Source organism: Streptomyces sp. NPDC090994 (assembly GCF_044768905.1).
GTDB lineage: Bacteria > Actinomycetota > Actinomycetes > Streptomycetales > Streptomycetaceae > Streptomyces.
Window position 1 is genome coordinate 14699 of record NZ_JBIVWS010000036.1, and the last position, 15902, is coordinate 30600.

10 protein-coding genes and 1 pseudogene are annotated in these 15902 nt (G+C 72.6%); 4 read left to right on the forward strand and 7 right to left on the reverse strand.

All coding sequences use genetic code 11. The features are described 5' to 3' along the window. Positions 1–24: 24 nt before the first annotated feature. The 3 genes from ACIQR3_RS36350 to ACIQR3_RS36360 all read right to left on the reverse strand — a co-directional run bounded on the left by ACIQR3_RS36350 (position 25) and on the right by ACIQR3_RS36360 (position 2965). Positions 25–666, reverse strand: a complete 642-nt coding sequence (locus tag ACIQR3_RS36350; protein WP_244405792.1) for an acetate uptake transporter family protein — start codon at positions 664–666, stop codon at positions 25–27. Between the two features lie 190 nt (positions 667–856). Beyond that, on the reverse strand, positions 857–1825 hold the full coding sequence (locus ACIQR3_RS36355) for an alpha/beta hydrolase (RefSeq protein WP_403545595.1): 969 nt from the start codon (positions 1823–1825) through the stop codon (positions 857–859). A 168-nt stretch (positions 1826–1993) separates the two neighbouring features. Further along, positions 1994–2965, reverse strand: a complete 972-nt coding sequence (locus ACIQR3_RS36360; protein WP_403545597.1) for an alpha/beta hydrolase — start codon at positions 2963–2965, stop codon at positions 1994–1996. 343 nt (positions 2966–3308) lie between these two features. On the opposite strand from ACIQR3_RS36360, the gene ACIQR3_RS36365 reads away from it, so the two are divergent. Further along, positions 3309–4322 carry a helix-turn-helix domain-containing protein gene (locus ACIQR3_RS36365; protein WP_403545599.1) on the forward strand — a complete coding sequence of 338 codons (1014 nt, stop codon included), beginning with the start codon at positions 3309–3311 and terminating at the stop codon, positions 4320–4322. Positions 4323–4421: 99 nt separating this feature from the next. Next, a complete protein-coding gene (locus ACIQR3_RS36370) occupies positions 4422–5561 on the forward strand; it encodes a helix-turn-helix transcriptional regulator (protein WP_403545601.1) in 1140 nt (379 codons plus the stop codon). Here the strand turns inward: ACIQR3_RS36370 and ACIQR3_RS36375 are convergent. From ACIQR3_RS36375 to ACIQR3_RS36390, 4 genes are all read right to left on the reverse strand, one after another. After that, on the reverse strand, positions 5451–8189 hold the full coding sequence (locus ACIQR3_RS36375; protein ID WP_403545603.1) for a BREX system ATP-binding domain-containing protein: 2739 nt from the start codon (positions 8187–8189) through the stop codon (positions 5451–5453). The two genes, ACIQR3_RS36370 and ACIQR3_RS36375, sit on opposite strands and share 111 nt — an antisense overlap. A gap of 123 nt (positions 8190–8312) precedes the next feature. Continuing rightward, positions 8313–9575, reverse strand: a complete 1263-nt coding sequence (locus ACIQR3_RS36380; RefSeq protein ID WP_403545605.1) for a condensation domain-containing protein — start codon at positions 9573–9575, stop codon at positions 8313–8315. 4 nt (positions 9576–9579) lie between these two features. Further along, positions 9580–13224: an amino acid adenylation domain-containing protein gene (locus tag ACIQR3_RS36385; RefSeq protein WP_403545607.1), complete on the reverse strand. Its 3645-nt coding sequence runs from the start codon at positions 13222–13224 to the stop codon at positions 9580–9582. A gap of 322 nt (positions 13225–13546) precedes the next feature. Then, positions 13547–14065, reverse strand: coding sequence for a DUF4396 domain-containing protein (locus ACIQR3_RS36390; protein ID WP_403545609.1), 519 nt, complete (start codon positions 14063–14065; stop codon positions 13547–13549). Between the two features lie 487 nt (positions 14066–14552). Here ACIQR3_RS36390 and ACIQR3_RS36395 point away from each other — a divergent pair. Together ACIQR3_RS36395 and ACIQR3_RS36400 are read left to right on the forward strand one after the other, a co-directional pair. Next, positions 14553–15296 (forward strand): annotated as a pseudogene (locus ACIQR3_RS36395) (MFS transporter); the annotation flags it as partial. Positions 15297–15342: 46 nt separating this feature from the next. After that, positions 15343–15813 carry a hypothetical protein gene (locus tag ACIQR3_RS36400; RefSeq protein ID WP_403545628.1) on the forward strand — a complete coding sequence of 157 codons (471 nt, stop codon included), beginning with the start codon at positions 15343–15345 and terminating at the stop codon, positions 15811–15813. The last annotated feature ends 89 nt before the right edge of the window (positions 15814–15902 follow it).

The following is a 15902-nucleotide window of genomic DNA, read 5'->3' on the forward strand; positions in this document are numbered from 1 at the left end:
GGGCGGACACGACGACCGGAGGGCTCAGAGCGTGCGTCGGACACCGGCCGCGCGTTCGAGGTTGCGCAGCTGGACGGAGAGGTCGCCCTCGACGGCGTGGTGTGCCGGGCCGCTGCGGCCGATCGGCAGGACCTGCTCGCCGCGCATGTCCTCCAGCATGAGGGCGAAGGCCGCGTACAGGGCCGTGGAGGCCAGGACCAGGGCGAGGACGCCGGAGAGGGTGCCCAGCCAGGCGACGCCGGAGAGGTTGGCGACGGCGGCCACGGCGAACCGGGGGACGGCGACGCACAGCACGACCCACAGGGCCCGCTTGGCCCTGGCCACGCTCGCCATGAGGGCGGCGAACACGGTGAAGGCGAGGTTCAGGACGCCCAGCACCGCCGTGCCGCCGGGCGGGGCGAGGGCCAGGACGAGGGACGTGGCCAGCCAGGTCCCGGAGAAGCAGGCCATGAGCGTGGCCGCGAGGACGTCCCGGGCGCCGAACGCCAGGACGCCCACGAGGAGCTGGAGCACGAAGGCGGGCAGGATGGTGAAGGCGACGGCCCGGTGGGCGTTCTCCTCGAAGACGCCGAGCTGGAGGCAGCCGACGATGACGGAGGCGATGGCCACGGCGTAGAAGCCGAGGGGCATCGGTGACGCGATCGGACGGAGGTTGATGCGTGTCATGCTCCGCAGATCGGGTTCGTGGTGCCGGCCGCCGGGAACGGGCGTCGGGCTGTCGGGGGTGTCCATGGGCTGCCTGCCTGCTCGGAGGGGGAACGGGAAGAGCGGGGGGTACGCCGGCCTGCCGGGCCCGCGTACCCCGGGGCGTCCGCACGGGGCGGGCCCTGTCCCGGGCGTCGCCGCCCGTGCCGGTTCAGTCCTCGGCGAGCGCGGCCCGGAGCGTGTCCACGGCGAGGGCGATGGCGGACCGGGCGGCGTAGGTGTCCCGCAGGGCGTTCAGCATGACGAAGTCGTGGATAATGCCCTGGTAGCGCACGGCGGTCACCGGCACGCCGGCGGCGCGCAGCTTGTTCGCGTACGCCTCGCCCTCGTCGCGCAGGACGTCGGCCTCGGCGGTGATGACCAGGGCGGGCGGCAGGCCGGTGAGCTGTTCGGTGGTGGCGCGCAGCGGGGAGGCGGTGATCTGAGCGCGTTCGGCCTCGTCGGTCGTGTACTGGTCCCAGAACCACTGTATGCCGTCGCGGCGAAGGAAGTAGCCCTCGGCGAACTGGTGGTAGGAGGCGGTGTCGAAGGACGCGTCGGTGACCGGGTAGAAGAGCACCTGCTGGCGCAGGGCCACACCGCCCCGCTCCTTGGCCATCAGCGTGAGTGCTGCGCTCATGTTGCCACCGACCGAGTCTCCGGCGACCGCCATGCGGGTGGCGTCCAGGCCCTTGTCCGCCCCGTCGGTCACGACCCAGCGGGCGACGGCCCAGTTCTGCTCGACGGCCACCGGGTAGCGGTGCTCGGGGGACAGGTCGTACTCCGGGAAGACGACGGCCGCACCGGCCCCGACGGCCAGTTCCCGCACCAGCCGGTCGTGTGTGTGGGAGTTACCGAAGACCCAGCCCGCGCCGTGGATGTACAGGATGACGGGCAGCTCGCCCCGGACGCCGGCGGGACGCACGACGCGCGTCTTGACGGATCCGCCGGAGGGGACGGCGATAGTGACCCACTCCTCGTCGACCTCGGGCTTCTCCACCGGTCCGGACTGGACCTCGTCGACGGCCTTGCGGCCGTCCGCCACGGAGATCTGGAAGAGGAACGGCGGTTGGGCTGTGGCCTCGGCGAAGGCCGCCGCGGCCGGCTCCAGGACAGGGGTGACAGGAGTGAACTCGTGCATGGCTGAACCCGTTTCGTGAGGGACGGACGTACGTCGACGCGCCGCCGCGAGGCGGCACACCGGGACGTTATGTCCCTTCGTGCGGCGCGAACCGGCCCCCCGTGCACAGGTCTTGCCCGAGGGCGCACGGCGGAACGGGTGCGCCTCGTTCCTCCCTCCGGACGGTCTTCACCACCCCCGGTGCAAGGCGACGTGGAGGATGTCCACGGTCTGCGTCCGGGCGGCCCGGCCCGCGTCGCTGTCCCGGAGCATGTCGAACAGGATGAAACCGTGGATCGTGCCGTGGTAGCGCACGGACACGACGGAGACGCCCGCCGCCCTCAGCTTCGCCGCGTACGCCTCGCCCTCGTCGCGCACCACGTCGGCCTCCGCGGTCAAAACCAGCGCCGGCGGCAGCCCCCTGAGGTCGTCCGCGGTCGCCAGCAACGGCGACGCGGTGATCTCCCTGCGCCGTGCCGCGTCGGGGACGTAGCTCTGCCAGAAGCTCCGCATGACGGTACTGCGGAGGAAGTAGCCCTCGGCGAAGTCCTGGTAGGACGCCGTCCGACCGGTGGCGTCCGTGACGGGGCAGACCAGGACCTGGTGGACGAAGTCCACGCCTCCCCGCTCCTTGGCGAGCAGTGTCAGGGCGGCGGCGAGGTTGGCGCCTGCCGAGACGCCGACGACGGCGATGCGGCAGCCGTCGAGCCGCCAGTCGGCGCCGTTCTCCGCGATCCAGCGGGCGACGGTGTAGCTCTGCTCGACGGCGACCGGATAGCGGGCGGCCGGAGCACGGTCGTACTCGGGTACGACGACGGCCGCGTCAGAACCGAGGACCAAGTCCTCGAGGAGCCGCTGGTGCGTGGTGGCGGTGGTGTGGGCCCAGCCCAGGCCGTGCAGGTAGAGCACCACCGGCAGGAGCTCCTCGCTGTCGGTCGGCCGCAGGATCCGCACGCGGACGCGGTCCCCGTCGCGACCCGGGAGCGCCAGCCACTCCTCCTCGACGTCCGGTGTCCTGTCGGCCTCTCCACGCAGGGCGGCGAGCGCCGCTCCGGAGAGAACGGGCCCCGCTCTCCCCGGCACGCCCGGGCATTCGTGGGCCTCGACGAAAGCCTGGGCCAATTGTTCGAGGACCGGAGGCGGTCCGGCGACATGTTCCACGACACACTCCCGCGCGTGGGCGCGATCCGGGACGGAAGAGCTGACGGATCCGTCGGGCCGGTCCGCTCCTGACCGCGGCAGCGGCCGCCCGGCCAACGGACCCCCCAGCCTACGGACCGGCCGGGGCTCCGCGGCCCCTCCGCACCGGCCATACGTGCCTGTCCGTGCACACCTCTTGTCCCAGAGGGCGGCTGACGCTCCGCCCTGGGCCATGGCCGCACGTCAAATGACCTATGTGGGGACTTCCCACGCCGCCGAGCATGTGAGGGAACGCACGTGGCCGTTCGCACCCCCTGAGCGGAGAGTTCGCCGACCGGCCGGCGCCCGAGGACAAGGAGCACGCGTGGGACACGTTCTTCGGGACATGGCGGCGGGACGGGAACACGAGGTGCCCCGACCGTGGCAGGACGCCTTCGACGGTCTCCTCGCCCCCGTCCGTCTCGTGATGCGTACCTCTTCAGTAGACCTTCCGCCACCGTCGATCACCCATCTCGGCTATCTGAGCCTGCTGCTCGCCGAAGCGGGGCCGTCGCAGATGAGCCGCACTCCCCGGCACATCGCCCGCAGTCCGGCCGAACGGGTCGCCATCGCCCTCCAGCAGTCGGGCACCGCGTTCCTCACCCAGGACGGAAGGAGCACCGCGCTGGAGCCCGGAGAAGCGGTCTTCATCGACCCGCGCCGGCCCTTCGCCCTGGACCAGCGCGAGTCCTTCCGGATGCTGCTGGTCTCCCTGCCCCGGCAGACGCTGGGCGACCCCGCGGACTACCTGTTCCAGCTCACCGGGCGTGCCGTGACGGGACGGAGCGGTGTCGCCGCCTTGCTGATCCCGTTCCTCGAACGTCTCTCCCACCTCGCGGACCAGGTGACTCCGGCCACCGGTGACCTGCTCGCCGGGAACACCGTCGAGTTCATCGCCCTCCTCGCCGACGAACTGCTCGGGAGGGACCAGGAACCGCCGGGCGACACGCGCGCCCGCCTTGTGCCGCGCGTCCGTGACTACATCGACCGGCACCTGGGCGACGCGGACCTGACACCGGAACGAGTGGCCGCGGCCCACTACATCTCGGTGCGCTATCTCCACCGCCTCTTCGAAGGGGAGGGGACGACGGTGGGGCGGCTCATCCTGCGGCGCCGGGTCGAGGAGTGCGCCAGGGAACTGTCCCGTCGAGGACGCGTCAGCCCGACGGTCTCGACGGTCGCCCGCCGCTGGGGCTTTCAGAGCCCCGCCCACTTCAGCCGCGCCTTCAAGGGGGTGTTCGGCGTGCCACCGCGGCAGTGGAGACTCGCCGGTGACCTGGCGGAGGGCACGTCCGGCCCGGAGCTGTCGAGGGGAGCACAGCGCACCGCCGTGAACTGACGCGCCCCGGGCGTCAGTCATCCGACCTACGTACCGGAGGCGGGGCACGCCGAAAGTGGAGGCGCGGACCATTCGCGCACAAGACCAGAGGAGCCCACGGTGCCGTCCCCTGAGCCTGCACTCCATGGACCGGACCCGCGTTCCGGTCCGGTTCTCCACGCCGCGGGTCCGGAACGGCCGTCGTACGTCCGGATCGGTGTCATTGCCGGCGCGGAAATCGCCCACGCACGCACCCTGCCGTCTCGGGCGGCCGACGAGCCGGACTCCCGCGAGATCACGGTCTGCGCCCCGCTCCGGGGCGGCCTCCTCCTCGCCCCCGAACGCGGTGGCCGGGTGACGCCCGGGAGCCTGGTTCTGGCCGACTCGGCCGCCCCGGTCGTGGTGAGCGGGACGGCCGGATGCGCCTTGGCGGTGCTGAGCGTGCCACGCCGGCTGGTGCCGTTCCCGGACGATGCCCTGGCGCGGACGACCGGCCGGGCGTACGACGCTTCGACGGGCGTCGCCTCGTTGCTGCATCCCCTGCTGCTCTCCCTGGCCACGGCCGAGGGATCCTGGGGAACGGAGGAGGGAAGGGGCGGCATGGCGACACGGCTGTGGCACCAGGCGGCGGACCTGCTCACCAGCCTGGTGGCCGAGGAGGCCGAGCGTGACGCCCGCCCCGGAGAGAGCGGTCTCACGGACGGCGACCGCCGGGCGGCGGACGAGATCCGACGCTGGGTGAACTCCAGGCTTCCGGACCCCCGGCTCCGCCCGGACGCCATCGCGGAGGCCCACCACATGTCCGTGCGCCGGCTGCACAAGCTTTTCGCGGGGGAGAACGGCACGATCGGCCGCTGGATACAGCAGCGCCGGCTGGAGGAGTGCCGGCGGGAACTGGGCCGCGGCGGCAGCGGGGTGAAGGTCCAGGCGGTGGCCCAGCGCTGGGGATTCGCCACGGCCGCCCACTTCAGTAGGTGTTTCCGCGCCCGTTACGGAATGTCGCCGACCGAGTGGAGGGACCAGCGGGCCGAGAACGGCTCGGTGGAGCCGACGACAGGGACCGGTGCGCTCAAGGGAGCGGCGAGGACGGGAGCCCTTCCCTCGCGGCGGGATCACCAGGGGGCGCCGGACGCCGGGCGGGAACCGCGCTCAGTCCTGCTGGGCCGAGTCGTCGGCCAGTGCCCGGGAGATCCCGGCCCTGGAGGTGACCCCGAGCTTGGGGAAGATCTTGTACAGATGCGCCGCGACGGTACGAGGTGACACCTGCAGTGCCGTACCGATCTCCTTGTTCGTCAGGCCCGTCGCGGCGAGCTGGGCGATGCGCCGTTCCTGGCCCGTCAGGAGCCCGCGTCCGCCGAGCGTCGCCATCGCCGGTCCCGCGGCGGCCATCTCCTCCTCGCAGCACTCGGCCCAGGGCTCCGCGCCCAGCCGCCTGAACGCCTCGTGCGCTCGGTGCAGTACGTCGAGTGCCTCCGCGCGCCGGCGCCGGCGCAGCCACGAGCCGTGGGCCAGTCGCAGCCGGGCCATGCCGAAGACCCAGGTCTCGGCGCCCTCGACGGCGTAGGCGGCTTGGTACCGGGCGTCCGCGACGTCGTCGGTCGCGGCGACGGCCGCGGCCGCGGCGAGGAGGAAAGCGTGGTGACCTGAGATGTCGGCCATCCGCGCCGCCTGCCCGGCCTCGACGTGGGCGGCGGCCTCGCGTCGGCGACCCGTGTGCACGGCGGCCACCACGAGGTCGAAGTACGGCAGGTGGAACCAGGGCAGACCGCGCGGCAGCACCCCGGGGGACATGAGCTGGACCAGGAGCAGGTACGCCTCCTCGTACCGGCCGTGCGCCAGCGCGACCAGGGCCCGCAGGTGGACGATGTGGTCAGTGACGAACCGCATCCGGGCGCCCGAGGCCGTCGGCTCGATGAGCGCCTCCATCTCCCGGAGGCCCTGTTCGTCGCCCCGGCCGGCCAGGAAGTGCGCGTAGTAGTGACGGAAAAGCAAGGCATTGCAGTGGTAACCGCGGTCGTCCGCGGCCTCCGCCTCCCGCAGGCACGCGGCGGCGCTCTCCCACCGGCCCCGCAGGTAGTCCTGGTAGAACCGGGCCTTCGCGACCGAGCCCTGGGTGGCATAGGCGTGCTGCCCCGTGAAGCGGCGCCACAGCGTCTCGTCGGCCGCGTCGACCGCCGCCGCGGTCCACAGCAGCAGCCACGCTGCCCCCGCCTCCTGCTCCTCGCTCATCTGCTGCGTCAGCAGGTCGAGTTCACGGGTCGCCCCGTGCGCCGTCCGGGGTGGGTCGGACCAGACCGCACGGCACAGCCGAGCCAGCGGAGAGACGGCGTCGGCGTGTTTCTCCAGAGCGCGCCGGCCCCGGGGGTCGTCGGTGTAGGAGGTGGCGAGCAGGAGCTTGAAATACATCTGCTCCGCCAGCCCTTCGAACGGCTCCACCCCGGTCCGCGAGAGGAGGTCCAGGGCCTGCGGCAGCAGTGTGAAGGACGACTCGAAGTCGATCCGGTGGCTCTGGTCGACGTACACCACCGCGTAGGCGAAGAGGGGCGCGAAGCCCGGAGGCACCGGACGGCGCTGGAGCTCCTCCACCAACTCCGCCGTGTGGGCGAGCCGTCCGCCCCGTGCCGCCATGACGGCGGCCCATGTCAGGCGGGCCGTGTGGGACGCGGCGTCGGCGCTCAGGGCTGCCGCCCGGTCCATCAGCACCGCCCCCTCCGCGTCGCCGCCGCGTCGCGCAAGCCGCCGCGCGGCCTCTTCCAGCCGCTCGGCGAGGGACGCGTCCGGCAGGACCGCGGCCAGCGTCTCGTGCCGGAGCCGCCGGGGATCACCGGTCTCCAGCCGCCCCGCCAGGAACCGGTGGGCCGCCCGCTCGTCCTCGGGCGAGGCCAGGGAGATCACCGCACTGCGCACCAGGGGATGGCGGAAGGCCAGGGCACCGTCCCCGTCGAGGTGCGCCAGCCCGCTCGCCTCAAGGGCGGCGACGACCTCCGCGGGCTCTCCGGGCACCGCGGGAACAGGTCCGGCGCCCGCCTCCCGTACGTCCAGCCGGCCACCGAGAGCGGCCAGGAGCAGGACGTGCGCGGCGTCAGCGGGCAACGAACGGATCCGCTCGGCGAAGAGGTGCTCCAGCCGGTGCGTCAAGGACATCCGGCCGGGGGCGCCAGGGACCCCCGCGTCGTGCTCGTCGCCCCGTAGCGCGGGCAGTTCCATGAGGGCGAGCGGATTGCCGGCGGCCTCCGCCAGCACCCGTGTGGCCGCGGCCGCGGGCAGGGTCGGGTGGTGGCGGCGCAACAGCGCATCGGCGGCGGCCGGTTCCAGTGCTCCCACCCGTACCGGCTCCGCGGACCACCGTTCAGTGGCCGGATCGTCCTCGCGGCCCGCACCGACGAAGACCACGGGCAGAGCGGCGACGTGCCGGTGCAGAAAGTCGAACACCGCGGTGCTGGAGTCGTCCATCCACTGCACGTCGTCCACCAGGACCAGCAGCGGTCGGTCGCGCGCGGCCTCGGTGAGCAGGGTGAGGGCGGAGGCACCCAGCGAGGCCGCACCGGCAGGCGGTCCTTCACCCAGGCCCAAGGCGCACTCCAGCACGTCCCGGTCCCGTGCGGGGAGGGTTCTGGAGCGCTTCAGCAGCGGCCAGAAGACCTGGTGGAAGCCTCCGAAGGCGAGCTCTGCCTCGGCCACGGCCCCTACCGCCTGCACGACGGCGAAGCCGCGCCGCCGCGCCGCGCTCCGTGCCCAGGTCAGCAGTGCCGATTTCCCGATGCCGGCCTGGCCCCGCAGCAGGACCGCCGTTCCTCTCCCGTCGGAGATCGCCGCCTCCAGGGCACAGGACAGCAAGGCCGTCTCCCGCTCCCGCCCCAGGAGTTCCCCGTCCTCCGCCTCACACACCCGAACGTCGCCCCCCCATGCCCCGTCTGCCGGTGCGCCCGTACCCGTCCCCGCGTGCGCCGGCCCGCCACGAGAATATCGCTCACGCCCATGTCACAGCTCGGAATGTCGTGACGGCGGCCGTCAGGGCGCTCCTCGCTCCTCGGAGCCCACCGGTCCGTCCGGGTCGCGCACCGCGCCGTCCAGGAGTGTCGCGAACCGCCCGGCCAGGCGACCGGCGGCCCGCTCCGGGACGATCGAAGGCCGGAACTCGAGCAGGGGGCGCACGGCGTCCCCGACGCGGTCCGCGATCAGCCCGAGATCCACCTTCGCGGCGTCGTGCACCCAATCGGCCTCGGTCACCACACATCCCTCCAGCAGCAGCCGCGGCTGCACGTCGCCGCTGCGGTAGGAGAAGAGGGGGACGACGCTGTCCGCCGGAGCCGGGCGGAGCGGGTTCCCGGGGCCCGTACCGCTCTCCTCGGCCTCCGCCCAGGCGTCGTGCACCCGGCGCAACGCCTGACGGAAGGTTGTGCCGTCGGGGAGCGGGACGTCGAACCGGCGGAGCCGGGTGAAGAAGCCCGTGATCGCGGCGAGCTGCGGGTGGTCGCGCCCGGAGACGGGGACGTCCACCACCACGCGAGGAGACGACGTCCGGCGTGCCGCCAGCGCGAAGGCCGTCAGGAGCACGGTGAAGAGCGGCACCCGTTCCTGACGGGCGAGGCTCTGCGCCTCCAGGATCGGTACGGGAGCCGTCCGCAGGCGCCGCCCCGGCCCGCCGGCCGGACGGGGGAGGACCTGGGGGAGTGGGCACTCCGGGTGGGACGCTCTCCCGGCCTGCCAGTGGGCCCAGTCCGCGTACTGGATGTCGAGCGGCGGGAGGACCGCGTCCGCGCGTTCGGTGTCGGCATAGTACCCGCCCAGCTCGTCCATCAGGATCCGCAACGACCAGCCGTCGGCGGCCAGGAGGTGGACCGCCAGGACGACGAGGTGTTCCCCGGCCGCTCGGCGTATCACCAGCACACGTGCCAGCGGCCCCCGCGCCAGGTCGAACGGGCGACCGGCGAAGTCCCGCAGGAGGGCACCCTCGTCATCGAGCGGGGACACAGTGCCCGACGGGGCGGCGAGAGGATCTACGACGGTCAGTTCCGGCGTCACGTCGGGTGCCTCGACGCACTGCCGCCGGATCGTGCCGTCCTCGTCGGCGGCGAAGGTCGTGCGCAGGGGTTCGTGACGAGCGGTGAGCGCGTCCAGGGCCCGCCGCAGCCGGGGAAGGTCGAGGGGACCGCGCACGTGATGGGCGAGAAAACTCACGTGCGCGGAGGGATCGACGCCGGGGCCGAGCTGGTCCAGCAGCCAGCGCTGCGGCTCCGCGAGCGGAAACCACACACGGTCGTACGACGGCACGCTCCTACGCCTCCTCTGCCGAACGGCGCCTGGGGCGGCGCGGGATGAGTTCCTGGACCGTCGGCCGTGCCAAAGCCGCCGCCGCGGCGGCCGTCGGCGCCCCGAGGAACGGCTTCAGGGGGATGTCCAGGCCCAGTTCGGAGCGGGCGAGCAGGGTGAAGCGGAGCGCGCCGAGCGAATCGCCGCCGAGCTCCAGGAAGTCGTCCTCCGTCCCCATGTCGGGCACCCCCAGGACCCGGCCCATCAACCGGGCGAGTGCGACGGCGTGCCCGTGCGACCCGGTGATGCCGGACGGGGAGGGGAACCTCAGGCTGGCCGCCCGCCTGTCGGGGGCCGACGGGGAGGGCTCCACGGCCTCGGCGGCCCGGGGCGCCCAGTGCGGAAGGTCGTCCATCGCCGTGTGGGGGCGGTCGACCACCGTGCGCAGGACAGCCTCGTAGCAGTCCATCATGCCGCGCACGGTGTCGTCGTCGAGCCGCGCGGTCTCGTACTGCCAGGTCAGGGTGAGTCCCGCCGGCCGGTCCGCCGGGAGGACCGGGCCACGGGAGCGGGGTATGCGCAGCAGACCGTCCGGGCCGATCCCGCTGCGGTCCGGCTGCTCCTCGTGGTGAGGGAAGCCGGTCACGCCGAGTTCGAACTTGGCGGCGCCCAGGGGGAGACCCTCACGGATCGTGATGTCGAGCGGTGACTCCGGGAGGACGGTCAAGGGGGTGTCGTGGAAGCTGAAGGCGCTCTGCACAAGCCGGTTCCTCTCCTCGCCGGTGCGCCGCGGGTGCAGGGCGATCACCTCCTCGAACGGCAGCTCCTGGTGCTCGTACGCGTCCAGGCAGGTCGAACGCACCTCCGCGAGGAAGGCGGAGAACGACAGGCCGGGGTGCGGCTTCCCGCGCAGCACCACGGTGTTCACGAACATGCCCACCACCTCGGCCGTACCGGGGCGGCGCCGGTTCGCCATCCCCGAGCCGACGAGCAAGTCCCGTGCGCCGGTCGTCCGGTGCAGGACGGTCAGGAACGCGGCCAGAGCGACCATGAAGACGGTGGCGCCGTGCGCACGCCCCAACTCCTTTACCTGGCAAAGCAGTTCTGCGTCCAGATGTAGACGCTGCTCCGCGCCCTCCGCACCGGAGGCGGAAGCAGACGCCTTCCGGGCAGGCAGCGGCAGGGGCGGCGGGGGTGAGTCCAGTGCGACGCGCCAGTACGCCCTCTGCCGCTCGGCCCCGGGCCCGGCCGTCCAGTGGCGCTCGGCGGCCGTGAGCGCCCCGTAGCCGGGAAGGGCCGGCTGGATGCCTATGCGTCCGTGGCGGACGTGTTCCGCGTAGCCCCGCACCAGGTCGGCGAGGAGCAGCCGTGCCGAGTGCCCGTCGTGGACGGCGTGGTGCTCGGTCTGGACGAGGACGTGTTCCTCGTCCGCCGTCCGCAACAGGTGCCAGCGGATCAGGGGCCCCGCCGACAGATCGAAGGGCTGGCGGGCCGCGGCGAGGGTGGCCTCGGACACGGCCCGTTCGACATCCGCGGCGTCCCGCAGATCGCTGTACCGCACCTCCGCGCGGGCGGTGGCATCGACCACGTAGCGCGGGGTCCCGTCGTGGACCGGGAGCCGGCAGCGCAGGACCTCGTGACGGTCCACCAGCGCCTGAAGGGCGGCACGCAGGGACGGCTCGCACAAGGGGCCGCGGACCCGGGCCACGGAGGCGGCGTGGTACGCGGGTGTCCCGCCGGACATGGTCTCCGCGAGCCAGACGCGCTGCTGGGCGGCCGAGCAGGGCGGCGGTCCGGCGCTCTCGCCGGCAGGCAGCGAAAGCGGTGGGCCGTCCTGCTCGACGGGGACGGCGAGGGCGACGAGTTCGGTGATGACGGCCCCTTCGAGGACGGCCCGCAGCGGAAGGACCGTTCCCGTCTCCGCCCGGACGCGTGCGGTGAACTCGACGGCCTGGAGCGAGCCCCCACCGTGCGCGGTGAAGGAGTCGTCGGCGCCCAGGGCCCCTTTGCCGAGGACCTCCCCCGCGATGCGGGACAGACGGGCGGCCGGTCCCGAGAGCGGGGCCGTGGCGGCGGCCTCCCGCCCGGGCGGCGGCAGCAGACTCCGGTCGACCTTGCCCGAGGGGGTCAGCGGCCACGCGTCCAGCACCGTCACCGAGGCCGGCACGAGGTGGGTCGGGAGCACGTTGCGCAGCTCGGCCCGCAGGTCATTGCCGTGACGCCGCAGGGACGCCGAGTCCTTCAGCGTGACGTAGCCGAGCAGCCTCCGCCCCTCCACGTTCTCGTCCACCACGACCACCGCGTCCCGGACGTCCGGCAGCCGCACGAGAGCCGATTCGACCTGGGTCGGGTCCACGCGGTACCCGTTCACCTTGGTCTGCGCGTCCAGACGTCCGCCGAACTCCAGGTCACCGTCGGGCCGCAGCCGGCCCCGGTCCCCCGTGCGGTAGATCGGACCGGGAACCGTGCCCGTGGGATCCTCGACCAGACGGCGTGCCGTCTCCTCCGGGTCACCGACGTACCCGGGTGTGAGACCCCAGCCGCCGATGCAGATCTCGCCGAACTCCCCGTCGGGGACGGGCCGCAGCGCGTCATCAAGGAGCAGGATCCGGCGACCGGGTACGGGACGGCCGACGGGAACGGTGCCGGAGGGCGGGGCCGCAGGGTCGACCGTGTGCAGGGTCGCGCAGACGGTCGCCTCGGTCGGGCCGTATCCGTTGACGAACTGGACGTGCCCGGCCCACCGCCGGGCGGTCTCCGGGAGGCAGACGTCGCCCGCGCTCAGCAGGACTCTGAGACCGGGGAAGTCCGTGGGTCGCAGGGTGCGGGCGAGGACCGCCGGCACCGTCGCGTGCGTGGTGCCGGTCTCGGCGGCCACGGCGGGCAGCGGGCGGCCCAGCCTTTCCTCGTCGAGCACTTCCAGACGGCCGCCGTGGCCGAGCGCGAGGAGCAGGTCGAAGACCCAGCCGTCGAAGAGGGGGGTGAACACCTGCAGCACCACGCTGCCCGGTCCGAGTCCCGAGATCGCGTGGCGCTGCGCCGCCACCAGGTGGGGCAGCCCCCCATGGGTGACCGGCACGAGCTTGGGGCGCCCGGTGCTGCCCGACGTCCGGATGAGGTACGCCCAGCTGCCGGGCTCGGGCGCTCCGGCCTCCGGCCTGCCCTGGGAGGGGACGACGGGGGGCCGGGCCGCTTCGACGCGCGCCAGGTCGAGCACCGGCACCGGCAGTCCGGGTCGGCCTGGGGTCCCGGGCCCGGACCCGGCCCCGTCCTTCGAGCGGGTGACGCACAGGACGGCCCCGGCCTGCCGGATCCCGTCGGCCGTCCACGTCGTCCGGTCGGCCGGATCGAGGGGCAGGTAGGCCGCTCCCGCGTGCCAGATCGCCAGGACGGTCTCCGCGAAGTCCGCGCTCCGGGGCAGCAGGACCCCCACGACATCACCGGGCCCGATCCCCCTCGCGCGCAGCTGGGTGGAGAGGCGCCGTACGCGTTCGACCAGCGCCGCGTACGTCACCGTGCGTCGGCTGTCGCCCAGCGCCGGCGCGTGCGGGGTCCGCTCGGCGAAGTGAGTGATCGCCGCCCAGGGCTCGGCGGGAGGATCCCCGGCCGGCGGAGCGGTCACCTGCCTGGTAGGCGGCAGCGTGGTTCTGGCGGGCGTCTCGTCGGGCATGGGCGTCGCGATTCCTGTCCGGAGGGGGGCGGTCGTCCGGCGGGCCGGTAGCCGGTGGTCGGCCGACCTGTGGCAGGCGCACGGGAGGTGTCGGCTCGGGAGCCCCTGCGCCGGGCGCAGATTATCCAGCCACTCGTTTCCGGACACGACCACCCCTGCCGGAACGCCCTCGCGCTCCGGGACGACGCTCGCTCTGACGGCCGGACTTGTGACACCGTCAGATGCTTGCCGTGCCAAGGACGTAGGCCGTTGCCGCGAAAGACAGCGCGGTCCGACCGCTTCCCGGGCGGGAACGCCGGGCCGGCGTGGCGGCAAGGTGACGTCAGTGGTGGGCGTGGACGACGGCGTGCCCCTTGCCGCGGCCGATCATCCACTTGTTGACCGGGGTGGTGACCACGAACGCGACGGCGAATCCACCCAGGAGCGACGTCCAGAACAGACCGTCCGTCAGGTGGGCGTCCATGGCCCCCGGGACCAGGGCGATGACGCCGTTGTCGATGAGCTCCATGACGGCGATGGAGACGCTGTCGGCGGCCAGGGCGACCTTGAACGCGGCGCCGAGGGTGAGCCCGGCCCGTACGAGGGCGGTCAGGGTGGTCGCGTAACCGAACACGAAGGCCAGTGCTATGGCCAGGGCCATCGTGGGAGCGTTGCTCCATCTCAGCGCCGTACCGATGACCATGCCGAGAATCTCGCCCACGGCACAACCGCTCAGACAGTGCGCGGTCGCCTTCGCCGCGGTGCCCCAGGAAGCGCCCGTGCGGTGGTGCGCCGTGCCTTCCGGGCCGGCGGCGTGTGCGGTGTGGGCCGGTGGGCGGGACACCCCGTGGGAGTGGTTCATGAAAGGTTGCCTTTCTGCTCGTCACCTTGCCGCGGTGGGTAGGCGCCGGCGCTCCGTTCCGCGCCATTGATCTCGAATCACCGTAGGGAGGCGGATTCGGCGCTTCTATCCCCAGCGCGACCCCTTGTGTTCCAGGACTGCACGCTCGTACGCCCGCCACCGAGGGCACCGGCTCACGCCGGGACCAGCGATGTGCACGCTGAGAAAAGAATCCCGACCGGCCGGAGATGTCTCATGGAGTCGTTCGACGCATCGCGGGGGGAGTGGTTCAGGCTTCCCGCTGGGCCGTTCGGCCCGGCTGGTACACCTGCCACTCCTCTCGTGGTGACACGGGAAGGAGGTGGACGGCATGGGAGCGTTCCCGGGTAAGCCCTGGTAAGGAAACCGGAGGCCATCCAGATGGCGGGGACGAACGCCGCCCCGCCATCGCTCCGCGCGAGCCACGGAGAAGCCGAGAAGGAGAAGCGGAGAAGTCGGAAGTGGACCCATGCCTGCGTTCTTTCAGCCCTTACGGTACGCGCGGTTCCGTCGCCTGTGGCTGAGTCAGCTCGCCAGCTCCGTCGGCGACAGCGCCTTCGCCGTCGCGATGGTCGGGATCATCCTGAACGAGCGTCGAGCCGCCGACCTTGGTTCCGCCCTGGCCTCGGAGGGCGTCGCACTCGCCGTGGTGACCTTGTTCGCCGGTGTGTGGGTCGACCGATCGTCCCGGGCGCGCGTCATGGCCGTTTCCGACATCCTCAGGCTCACGGCCGTCCTCGGATTTCTTTTTGCGCCCTCGGATCTCCCTCTGTGGCTGCTGATGACACTGGCCGCGATGATGGGCGCCGGCGCCGCCCTTTTCAGGCCCGCCTTTGGGGCCCTCGTACCGTCGCTCGTGCCTCCGGAGGCGATTCCCGCGGCGAACGCGCTCCGGTCGGCCGCCCTCCAGTTCTCCGCCGTCATCGGGCCGGCCGCGGGCGGGATTCTCCTGGCGGCCCACGGCGCGGACAGCGTCCTGCTCTTCAACGTGGCCACCTTCCTGGTCAGCATTCTCACGCTCATCGGCACGAAGGACCCGCGCCCCGCACGGCCGCCGTCGCGCAACGCGTGGCAGGAAGCACGCGCCGGATTCGGTGAGGTGAGAGCCAGGCCCTGGGCACTGGCCATGATGGCCCTGGGGTCGGTACACGCCCTCGTCGTGATCGGCCCGCTCCTGTTCCTCCTCCCCGACCTGCTGCGAAAAGGAGGCCACTTCGCCTCCTACGGGCCTCTCATCGCCCTCCAGGCGGCCGGCGCGCTTGGCCGGCGGCATCCTGGCCGCGCGATGGACACCACGGAACGCGGGCACCGCCGTCATCTGCGCGAACGCGGCGGCAGGGCTCCAGCTCGCCTGCCTGGCCTACGCCGCGCCCGTGCCGCTGATCGGTCTGGCAGCCTTCGCCACCGGGGCCGGATACGCCTTCGGCGGGGTCGTCTGGATCAGCACCCTGCAACGGAACGTACCGAACGAGACCCTGGGCCGTGTGCTCTCCCTCGACATGCTGAGCAGTTACGCGCTCATGCCCCTCGGCGTCGCGGCGGCACCGGTCATGGTGAACACCCTCGGCAGTCGGATGTTCCTTCTGGCGGCCCTGACCGCGCTGCTCACCGCAACGGTCCTGCCCCTCTTCTTCCAGGACGTCCGCATGATGGGGAACGCTCCTCTGACGACGAGCCGGGGTACTCCGACCAACTCGAACTCTCAGCATGCTCAGCGCCATGTCCTTTGAGGGTTCCTAGAGCAATCAAGAGTTTCGTTCGGTCGCGTGACCAGAGGTTTTCTAACGGAGTAGGCCGTGTGTCGTGCGAGGTGGCGGCG

Coding starts and splice junctions, on each gene's coding strand:
- ACIQR3_RS36355 (WP_403545595.1), bottom strand. CDS start 1,825: ATGCACGAGTTCACTCCTGTCACCCCTGTCCTGGAGCCGGCCGCGGCG.
- ACIQR3_RS36385 (WP_403545607.1), bottom strand. CDS start 13,224: ATGCCCGACGAGACGCCCGCCAGAACCACGCTGCCGCCTACCAGGCAG.
- ACIQR3_RS36350 (WP_244405792.1), bottom strand. CDS start 666: ATGACACGCATCAACCTCCGTCCGATCGCGTCACCGATGCCCCTCGGC.
- ACIQR3_RS36390 (WP_403545609.1), bottom strand. CDS start 14,065: ATGAACCACTCCCACGGGGTGTCCCGCCCACCGGCCCACACCGCACAC.